This is a genomic window from Bordetella petrii (assembly GCF_020991325.1).
Lineage (GTDB): Bacteria > Pseudomonadota > Gammaproteobacteria > Burkholderiales > Burkholderiaceae_B > Bordetella_A > Bordetella_A petrii_E.
On record NZ_JAJMLX010000169.1, the window covers coordinates 1 to 10,033 of the forward strand.

At 65.8% G+C, this 10,033-nt stretch carries 8 protein-coding genes and 1 pseudogene; 7 read left to right on the forward strand and 2 right to left on the reverse strand.

All coding sequences use genetic code 11. From position 1 onward, the window contains the following. Nucleotides 1-115: 115 nt before the first annotated feature. Nucleotides 116-1,534 carry a dihydrolipoyl dehydrogenase gene (locus LPZ50_RS16275; RefSeq protein WP_230662625.1) on the forward strand — a complete coding sequence of 473 codons (1,419 nt, stop codon included), beginning with the start codon at nucleotides 116-118 and terminating at the stop codon, nucleotides 1,532-1,534. 184 nt (nucleotides 1,535-1,718) lie between these two features. Here LPZ50_RS16275 and LPZ50_RS16280 read toward each other — a convergent pair whose 3' ends face one another. Both LPZ50_RS16280 and map read right to left on the reverse strand, forming a co-directional pair. Beyond that, nucleotides 1,719-4,328: a [protein-PII] uridylyltransferase gene (locus tag LPZ50_RS16280; RefSeq protein ID WP_230662627.1), complete on the reverse strand. Its 2,610-nt coding sequence runs from the start codon at nucleotides 4,326-4,328 to the stop codon at nucleotides 1,719-1,721. A 13-nt stretch (nucleotides 4,329-4,341) separates the two neighbouring features. Then, complete coding sequence (gene map / locus LPZ50_RS16285) at nucleotides 4,342-5,163, reverse strand: type I methionyl aminopeptidase (protein WP_230662629.1); 822 nt, start codon at nucleotides 5,161-5,163, stop codon at nucleotides 4,342-4,344. A 382-nt stretch (nucleotides 5,164-5,545) separates the two neighbouring features. Between map and rpsB the strand changes: the two genes are divergently transcribed. The 6 genes and pseudogenes from rpsB to LPZ50_RS16315 form a co-directional block, all read left to right on the forward strand. Then, a complete protein-coding gene (gene rpsB, locus LPZ50_RS16290) occupies nucleotides 5,546-6,295 on the forward strand; it encodes a 30S ribosomal protein S2 (RefSeq protein ID WP_230662631.1) in 750 nt (249 codons plus the stop codon). A gap of 155 nt (nucleotides 6,296-6,450) precedes the next feature. Continuing rightward, nucleotides 6,451-7,329: a translation elongation factor Ts gene (tsf, locus tag LPZ50_RS16295; RefSeq protein WP_230662633.1), complete on the forward strand. Its 879-nt coding sequence runs from the start codon at nucleotides 6,451-6,453 to the stop codon at nucleotides 7,327-7,329. A 94-nt stretch (nucleotides 7,330-7,423) separates the two neighbouring features. Beyond that, entirely contained in the window at nucleotides 7,424-8,140 is a 717-nt protein-coding gene (pyrH, locus tag LPZ50_RS16300; protein WP_230662635.1) for a UMP kinase, read from the forward strand. Nucleotides 8,141-8,155: 15 nt separating this feature from the next. Then, nucleotides 8,156-8,716 (forward strand): ribosome recycling factor, encoded by a 561-nt coding sequence (frr, locus tag LPZ50_RS16305; protein WP_230662637.1) that lies wholly within the window; start codon nucleotides 8,156-8,158, stop codon nucleotides 8,714-8,716. A gap of 138 nt (nucleotides 8,717-8,854) precedes the next feature. Next, on the forward strand, nucleotides 8,855-9,619 hold the full coding sequence (uppS, locus tag LPZ50_RS16310; RefSeq protein WP_230662639.1) for a polyprenyl diphosphate synthase: 765 nt from the start codon (nucleotides 8,855-8,857) through the stop codon (nucleotides 9,617-9,619). Nucleotides 9,620-9,637: 18 nt separating this feature from the next. After that, nucleotides 9,638-9,952 (forward strand): annotated as a pseudogene (locus LPZ50_RS16315) (phosphatidate cytidylyltransferase); the annotation flags it as partial. Between the last annotated feature and the right edge of the window lie 81 nt (nucleotides 9,953-10,033).

Consider the following 10,033-nt stretch of genomic DNA (forward strand, 5'->3'; position numbering starts at 1 on the left):
ATCCCGGCGCCGTTCTGATCCACACCACGCCCGCGTCGGCCGCCAGGCGGCCCGCGCGGGCGCTCGTTTTCCGGCGCGGCCCAATGCTGCGGCGCCGGTTCTGCATGGAAAAGTCATGGATATTCTGCACACTGATGTCGCCATCATCGGCGCCGGCACCGCCGGCCTGGCCGCCTATCGCGCAGCGCGCGCCGAAGGCAAGCGCGCCCTGCTGATCGAAGGCGGCCCCTATGGCACTACTTGCGCCCGTGTGGGCTGCATGCCTTCGAAACTGCTGATCGCGGCAGCCGAGGCCGCGCACGCCGCCGCGCATGGCGCGCCTTTTGGCGTGCATGTGGACGGACCGGTGCGGGTGGACGGCCGCGCCGTGATGGCGCGGGTGCGCGGCGAGCGCGACCGCTTCGTCGGTTTCGTGCTGCAGGGCGTGGAGAACATTCCCGCGCAGGACAAACTGGCCGGCTATGCGCGCTTCGTCGGAGACGCCACGCTGCATGTGGACGACCGCATCGAGGTGCGCGCCGCCAGCGTGGTCATTGCCAGCGGCTCGCGGCCCGCGGTGCCGGCTTCCTTCCAGGCGCTGGGCGACCGGCTGGTCGTCAATGATGATGTGTTCGCCTGGGAAGACCTGCCGCGCAGCGTCGCGGTGTTCGGGCCGGGGGTCATCGGCCTGGAACTGGGCCAGGCGCTGGCGCGCCTGGGCGTGCGGGTGCGCGTGTTCGGCGTCAGCGGCAGCCTGGGCGGGCTTAGCGACCCGCAGGTGCGGCAGCGGGCGCGCCGTGCGTTCCAGGACGAGTTCTACCTGGATCCGGATGCGCGGGTGCTGTCCACCGGCCGCGTGGGCGACGAGGTCGAGGTGCGCTATGTGGCGCTGGACAATACCGAGCGCACGGAGCGTTTCGACTATGCGCTGGTGGCCACCGGCCGCCGCCCCAATGTGGACGGCCTGGACCTGCACCGCACCAGCCTGGCATGTGACGCGCGCGGCGTGCCCGAGTTCGACCGCGAGACCCTGCAGTCCGGTTCCGCGCCTATTTTCATCGCGGGTGATGCCAATGCGGATGTGCCCTTGCTGCACGAGGCCGCCGACGAAGGCCGCATCGCCGGCCTGAACGCCGCGCGTTTTCCTGCCGTGCGGCCGGGCCTGCGGCGCGCGCCGCTGGGCGTGGTGTTTTCCGACCCGCAGATCGCCCTGGTGGGCGCGTCCTATGGCAAGTTGCCGCCGGGCAGTTTCGTCACGGGCGAAGTCGACTTCGGCGACCAGGGCCGTTCGCGCGTCATGCTGAAAAACAAGGGCATGCTGCATGTGTATGCCGACATCAGCAGCGGACGCTTCGTGGGGGCGGAAATGGTGGGCCCGGCGGCCGAGCACATCGGCCACCTGCTGGCCTGGGCCGTGCAGCAGCAGCTGACGGTCGCCCAGATGCTGGACATGCCGTTCTACCACCCGGTGGTGGAAGAGGGGCTGCGCACGGCATTGCGCGATGCGCAGGCGAAGCTGCAGGCGGCGGATGAGGGACGGTTGAAGGCGGCCTGATGCCAGGCGGCGGCACGCGCTACCCAAGCCGCCGCGGCGAGCGTTCGCAGACTCGACCCGGTGTCTGGCTCCCGCCAGGGTGCCAGACACCGTTGCATGTCACGACAGTCTCAGTAGGACGGTGTCCGGCACCCTGATGGGAGCCGGACACCTAGTCGTGCCCGCAAAAACTCGCCAAGGAGGTTCAGGCCGCCTGCTGCCGGGTTTCTTCGCCGGCCAGCGCGTCCAGGACGGCCCGTTCGAATTGCATCTGGTTGCGCGGCCGTTCCAGGGTGGATCCGGTCAGGATGAAGACGTCTTCCACGCGATCGCCGAGTGTCATGATCTTGGCCATGCCGACGCTGACGCCGTGGCGCGCGAAGACGCGGGTCAAGGCCAGCAGCAGTCCGGGGCGGTCGGTGGCGGTAACCGACAGGCGCCACGACTGGCTGCGCTCGTCGGGCTGCAGTTCGGCCTGCGGCATGACGGGAAACACCTTGGAAATGCGCGACTGGCGGCGTCGCACCGGCGCGCTGTAGGCGCCGCGCGTGGCCTCGGTGTCATGCGGGTCGCGCAGCAACTGGGCCAGCTCGTGTTCGACCAGCGTGGCCTGGGCGCGGAAATCGCTGCTGCCTTCAGGCAGCAGCACAATGAAGCTGTCCAGGGCCCAGCCGTGCCGGGTGGTATGGATGCGGGCGTCCTGGATGCCAAGCGACTTGGCATCGAAATAGGCGCAGATGGCCACCACCAGTTCCGGCACGTCGCGCGTGTACACCATGATCTGCAGGCCTTCGCCCTGCTCGGTGGGGCGCGCCCGCACCACCGGGCCGTCCGGAGCCACCTGGTAGTACAGATGGCGGGTGTGCCAGGCGATATCGGACGCGTCGTGCCGCAGGAAGTAGGCCACGTCCAGCTGGTTCCAGAAAGCCTCGCGCGCGTCATCGCGCAGCCCCGCCAGGCGGGTCAGGCGCGCGGCTTCTTCTTTGCGTTCCGTCAGCACGGTGTGGGTATCGGCGGGCGACCCGCCCAGGGCAGCCAGCGTCAGGCGGTACAGGTCTTCCAGCAGCTTGCCTTTCCAGGCGTTCCATACTTTGGGGCTGGTGCCGCGGATATCCGCCACGGTCAGCAGGTACAGGGCCGTCAGGTGGCGTTCGTCGCGCACCGTGGCGGCGAATTCCTGGATGACGTCCGGATCGGACAGGTCGCGCTTTTGCGCCACAGCCGACATCAGCAAGTGCTGGCGCACCAGGAATTCGACCAGTTCGGCATCTTCCGGGTCCAGGCCGTGGTCGTGGGCAAAGCGCCGCACATCGCGCGAACCCAGTTCGGAGTGGTCGCCGCCGCGCCCCTTGGCGATGTCGTGGAACAGCGCGGCCACATATAGCAGCCAGTGGCGTTCCAGATTGGCGACCAGTTGGCTGGCCAGCGGGTATTCCTGCGCGTGTTCCGGCATGGTGAAGCGCCGGATGTTGCGCACCACCGCCAGGGTGTGCTGGTCGACCGTATACACATGGAACAGGTCGTGCTGCATCTGCCCCACAATGCGGCGGAACACCGGCAGGTAGCGCGGCAGGATATTCAGCATGGTCATGCGCCGCAGTTCGTGCACAATGCCGCGCGGCTGCTGCAGAATCTGCAGGAACAATTTGCGATTCACCGGGTTGCGCCGGAATTGCGCATCGATGCGGTGACGCGAATGCCAGATGGCCCGCAGCATGCGCGGCGACATGCCGGTCAGATCGGCATGTTGCTGCATGACCAGGAAGGCGCGCAGCAGCAGGGTAGGGTTGCGCTGGAAGGCGTCGTCGCGGACGATGTCCAGGCGGTCGCGCACGCTGCGGAAGTCTTCGTCGATGTCCCGGGCGCCCGTGTCCAGGCGCGGATACAGGCGTTCCTCGATGCTGGGCACCAGGATCGCGTTCAGTTGCGTAACCAGCCGGGCGGCCCAGTAGTACCGCTGCATCAGCAGTTCACTGCTGCGCCGCGTGGCGGTGGCCTGGATGCCATATACCTCGGCCAGCCCGGGCTGCAGGTCGAACAGTACGCGGTCTTCGCGGCGGCCCGTCAGCAAGTGCAGCTCGATGCGCAGGCGCTTGAACGCCTGTTCGGCGCGGCGCAGGTCGCGCGCTTCGGAAGGCGTCAGCAGGCCGGCCTGGGCCACTTCGCGCCAGGTGCCGCCAAAGCCGGCGGCGCGCGCCATCCACAGAATGACCTGCAGGTCGCGCAGGCCGCCCGGCGATTCCTTGCAGTTGGGCTCCAGGGCGTAGGGTGTGTCCTGGTAGCGCGCATGGCGCTGCTGCATCTCGACGCGCTTGGCCTGGAAGAACGCGGCCGTGTCCAGCTGTGCCTGGATGGCGGCCTCGAATTGCTTCATCAGGGCGCGGCTGCCCGCCAGCCAGCGCGATTCCAGCAGGGCCGTCTCGACAGTGATGTCGGCCTGGGCTTCCTGCTCGCATTCGGCCAGCGTGCGCACGCTGTGGCCCGGTTCCAGGCCCAGGTCCCACAGTGCCGCCACCAGGCCTTCGATGGCGCCGGCCTCGTCGGGTAGCGGGGCGCGCGGCAGCAGGATCAGCAGATCGACGTCGGAATGCGGATACAGTTCGCCCCGTCCGTAGCCGCCTACGGCGGCCAGCGTGGCGCCGGCCGGCAAGGGGTGCAGCCTCAGCAGGTCGCGCAAGGCCTGGTCGACGATGCGCCGCAGGTCGGTCAGCAGGGTGTCGGGCCGCCTATGCTGGCGGAACTGGGCGATGGCCGTGCCGCGCGCGGCTTGCAGGCGCTGTCGCAGGTCGGGCAGCGTGGACACGGCGGCGCACATGGCTGCGATCCCGTCAGGCGGCGGGCATGAGCAGCGGCTCGGTGACGAAGGACGGCGGTTGCCGCACGCCGGGCGACAGGGTCAGCACCTCGTAACCGGTGTCGGTGACGCAAACCGTGTGTTCCCACTGGGCCGACAGGCTGTGGTCGCGCGTGACCACCGTCCAGCCGTCGGCCAGTTGGCGGATTTCGCGGCGGCCGGCGTTGATCATGGGCTCGATGGTGAAAATCATGCCGGTGCTCAGGCGCACGCCGCTGCCCGGCCGGCCATAGTGCAGAACCTGGGGGTCTTCGTGGAAGTTCTGGCCGATGCCGTGGCCGCAGAATTCCCGCACCACCGAATAGCCGTTCGATTCGGCGTGCTTCTGGATGGCGTTGCCCACGTCGCCCAGCGTGGCGCCGTTGCGCACTTGCTGGATGCCTTTCCACATGCATTCGAAGGTGATTTCCGCCAAGCGGCGCGACTGGATCGAGGGCTCGCCCGCGTGGTACATGCGGCTGGTATCGCCAAACCATCCATCCTTGATGATGGTGACGTCGATATTCAGTGCGTCCCCGTTTTTCAGTACCTTGTCGCCCGGGATGCCGTGGCAGACCTGGTGGTTCACCGAGGTACAGATGGCGCCGGGGAAGGGGGGATAGCCGGGCGGCGCATAGCCCACCGTGGCCGATTTCACCTTGAGTTCATCGGTCAGGTATTCCAGGCACAGCCGGTCGAGCTCGCCGGTTGTGACGCCAGGTTTGACGTAGGGAGTAATGAAATCCAGGACCTTGGCGGCGTCCTGGCAGGCGGCGCGCATTTTGTCCAGATCGGCGGGATTGGTAACGATGCCCATGTATTGGCTTGAGTAACTGTGTGGAAAAATAGTAGAATTATAGGCTTGCCTAAAAACCGGGGGCAAAGCCAGGGAAGCCCGGACAGGATTCCAGCGGAGTTCCAGACGAATTCCAAGGAAGTTCCCAACCGATGCTTTTTCCGGCTTTTTCAGCCCGCGGCATGCATGGCCTGAATGGAATATTGCCATTGTAGGCCCTGTCTGCCGCTACGGTCGTCTGGGTTTGTTCGCCGCTATACGCCATAGGGGCGATCGGCCGGCCGGGTTTCAGGCTTGTTCATCCTGATATCAGGAAATCGCGCGCTATGCCACCCAGGGTGCCAGCCATGCCATGCATGGGCCGGTACAGGTGTAGCGCAAGGACCAACCCTCGGAGAATCTCATGTCCCTCATGCGCGAAATGCTGGAAGCTGGTGTCCACTTCGGTCACCAGACCCGTTACTGGAATCCCAAGATGGCCCCGTATATCTTCGGCCATCGCAACAAGATCCACATCATCAACCTCGAACAAACGGTGGCCAAGTACCAAGACGCCACCAAGTTCGTCAAGCAGCTGGCCGCCCGCGGTGGCAACATCCTGTTCGTCGGCACCAAGCGCGCCGCGCGCGAACTGGTCGCCACTGAAGCCGCCCGTTGCGGCATGCCCTACGTCGACGCCCGCTGGCTGGGCGGCATGCTCACCAACTTCAAGACGGTCAAGACCTCGGTCAAGCGCCTGAAAGACATGGAAACCGTCGTCGCCGAAGGCGGCGCCGAGCGCATGATCAAGAAAGAAGGCCTGCTGTTCCAGCGCGAGCTCGACAAGCTGAACAAGTCCATCGGCGGCATCAAAGACATGAACGGCCTGCCCGACGCGCTGTTCGTGATCGACGTCGGCTACCACAAGATCGCCGTGGCCGAAGCCCGCACCCTGGGCATCCCTGTCGTGGCCGTGGTGGATACCAACCACTCGCCCGACGGTATCGACTACGTCATCCCGGGCAACGATGACTCGGCCAAGGCCATCGCGCTGTATGCCAAGGGCATCGCCGACGCCGTGCTGGAAGGCCGCGAGCAAAACCTGAACGGCCTGGTCGAAGAAGCCGGCGAGGGTTCGGAAGAGTTCGTCGAAGTGCAGGACAACCAGGCCTGAGCCTGATCCGGCCCCGGGCCGCGCCGCGTGCGCCGGCCCGGGCTGGAACCTCGAGACGGGCTCCCGTCTCATGCCCGCCGCCCGCGGGTGTCTTGTCGAATCAAACCATGTGTCCCGTTGCCGACGGGGCATGTCTTAGCGAAACTGGAGCAATCATGGCTGAAATTACCGCCGCCCTTGTCAAGGAACTGCGCGAAAAAACCGACGCGCCCATGATGGAGTGCAAGAAGGCCCTGACCGAAGCCGAAGGCGATCTGGCCCGCGCCGAAGAAATCCTGCGCGTCAAGCTGGGCAACAAGGCCAGCAAGGCCGCCGCGCGCGTCACCGCCGAAGGCCTGATCGGCCTGTTCATCTCGGCCGACGCCAAGCAGGGCGCCGTCATCGAAGTGAACTGCGAAACCGACTTCGTGGCCAAGAACGACGATTTCATCGCTTTCGTCAATAAGCTGGCCGAACTCGTCACCGTCCAGAAGCCCGCCGATGTCGCCGCCCTGTCGGCGCTGCCCATGGGCGAGGGCACGGTTGAAACCACCCGTACCGCCCTGATCGGCAAGATCGGTGAAAACATCTCGGTGCGCCGCTTCCAGCGCATCGAAACCCCGAACGCGCTGGCCAGCTACGTGCACGGCGGCAAGATCGGCGTGCTGGTGGAATACTCCGGCATCGAAGAAATCGGCAAAGACCTGGCCATGCACATCGCCGCCACCAAGCCCAAGGCGCTGAACGCCGACGGCGTGCCGGCCGATGATATCGCCGCCGAGCGCTCGGTCGCCGAGCAGAAGGCCGCCGAATCCGGCAAGCCGGCCGAAATCGTGGCCAAGATGGTCGAAGGTTCGGTGCAGAAGTTCCTGAAGGAAGTCACGCTGCTGTCGCAGCCCTTCGTCAAGAACGACAAGCAGACCGTCGAGCAGATGCTCAAGGAAAAGGGCGCCTCGATCAGCCAATTCGTGCTGTTCGTGGTGGGCGAGGGCATCGAGAAAAAGACCAGCGACTTCGCCGCCGAAGTCGCCGCTGCAGCCGCCGGCCGCGCCTGATCGGTAGCCGCACCTGGGGCCGGCTAGATAAAAGTCTAGTCCGGCCCTATTTCTTGTCTTACACTTTCGTCGGATCGTTCCTCCGGACATCGCTATGAGCAGCAGATCATACAAACGGGTACTTCTCAAACTTTCCGGCGAAGCGCTGATGGGCGAAGATGCTTTCGGCATCAATCGCAGCACCATCCTGCGCATGACCGAAGAAATCGCGGAAGTCGTGGCGCTGGACGTGCAACTGGCCATCGTCATCGGCGGCGGCAACATCTTCCGCGGCGTGGCGCCGGGCGCGCAGGGCATGGACCGCGCCACTGCTGACTACATGGGCATGATGGCCACCATCATGAATGCGCTGGCGCTGCAAGACGCCCTGAAGCACAAAGACGTCGATACCCGGGTCCAGTCCGCGTTGAACATCGACCAGGTGGTCGAGCCCTACATCCGCCCCAAGGCACTGCGCTACCTCGAAGAAGGCAAGGTGGTCATTTTCGCGGCCGGCACGGGCAATCCGTTCTTCACCACCGACACCGCCGCCGCGCTGCGCGGAGCCGAGATCGGCGCCGAAATCGTCCTGAAGGCCACCAAGGTCGACGGCATCTACAGCGCCGACCCCAACAAAGATCCCACCGCCACGCGCTATGCGCGCATCAGCTTCGACGAAGCCATCGTGCGCCGGCTCGAGGTCATGGACGCCACCGCGTTCGCGCTGTGCCGCGACCAGAAATTGCCCATCAAGGTGTTTTCGATCAACAAGCCCGGCGCGCTCAAGCGCGCTGCCAGCGGCGAAGACGAAGGCACACTGGTACACGTTTAAGCAAAGGAATTCCTCATGAGCGTCGCAGAAATCCGTAAATCGGCCGAAGGCCGCATGGCCAAGTCGCTGGACACGCTGAAGGTCAACCTGTCCAAGATCCGTACCGGGCGTGCCCACACCGGTATCCTGGACCACGTCCAGGTCGAATACTACGGTTCGCCGGTGCCCGTGAGCCAGGTGGCCAACGTGAACCTGGTCGACGCGCGCACCATCAGCGTGCAGCCCTACGAAAAGCCCATGGCCTCGGTCATCGAGAAGGCCATCCGCGAATCCGACCTGGGCCTGAACCCCATGGCCATGGGCGACTCCATCCGCGTGCCCATGCCGGCCCTCACCGAAGAGCGCCGCCGCGACCTCACCAAAGTGGTCAAGGGCGAAGGGGAAGACGCCAAGATCGCCGTGCGCAACCTGCGCCGCGAAGCGAACGAGGCCCTGAAGAAGCTGGTCAAAGACAAAGAGATCTCGGAAGACGACGAGCGCCGCGCGCAAGACGACGTCCAGAAGCTCACCGATCGCCATGTCGCCGACATCGACAAGCTGGTCACCCAGAAAGAAGCGGAAATCATGACCGTATAATTTGTGACAGGTACCGATTCCGCGCGCCGCCGCGCCGTACGTTGCTCGCCTGGCTAGCGCGGTATCGGCGAGGCGGCGCGATTCATTTGGCTTGCAGCCCTCATCCGGGCCGCTTACCGGCACGACACTAACCTGCACATGGCAATCAGTTCCACCCAGGCTGTTCCCGACACCGACGCCGTGCCCCGGCACGTTGCCATCATCATGGACGGCAACGGCCGCTGGGCTACCAGCCGGCACCTGCCGCGCACCGCGGGGCACGTCAAGGGCGTACAGGCCGTGAGGCGCGTGGTCGAAGCCTGCGGCCGGCGCGGGGTGCGCTACCTGACGCTGTTCGCGTTCAGTTCCGAGAACTGGCGGCGTCCCGCCGAAGAAGTCTCGCTGCTGATGCGGCTGTTCGTGCAAACCCTGGAACGCGAAGTCGACAAGCTCAACGAGCAGGGCGTGCGGCTGCACGTGGTGGGCGACATGTCGCGCTTCGAGCCGCGCCTGCAGGCCCTGATCGCCGACGCGCAGGCGCGTACCGCGCACAACGATCGCCTGCACCTGACCGTGGCGGCCAATTACGGCGGCCGCTGGGACATCCTGCAGGCCACGCGCGCCATGCTCAGCCAGAACCCCAATCTGGGCCGCGATCCGCAGTGCATCGACGAAGCGCACCTGGCCCAGCACCTGTCGATGGCCTGGGCCCCCGAGCCCGACCTGTACATCCGCACCGGCGGTGAACAGCGCATTTCCAATTTCCTGATCTGGCAATTGGCCTACACCGAACTGTATTTCACCGACCAGTACTGGCCGGATTTCGGCGCGGCCGAACTCGACACCGCATTCGATTGGTACAGCAACCGCGAACGCCGATTCGGCCGCACCAGCGCGCAGTTGCGCGATGCCGGCGCGCGCTGAAGGCCCCGGAGACCCCCCATGCTCGGTCAACGAGTCATTACCGCCGTCATCCTGCTGGCCGTGCTTGCCGCGACGCTGGCGTCAGGTAATCCCTGGTGGTTCGTGGCGCTGCTGGCGGTGGGCGCGGCCTGCGCCTGCTGGGAATGGCTGCGCCTCACCGTGGCCCAGCCCCCTTCGCGCCCCCTGTGCGTCGGAGTGGCCGCCGCCCTGTTGGCCTTGATGCTGTGGCTGACCTGGGCCTGGCTGGCGGGCCAGCCAGCCGCGGCTGGCCTGCAGGCCGCGGTGGTACGCATTCTGGTGCCGCTGGTGGCGCTGGCCTGGCTGCTGGGGTCCACGTAGTCGCGATCCAGGATCACATCGTGATTGCCCGCCAGGATCGAATACGGCACCTTGGCGTCTTCCAGGATCTTCATG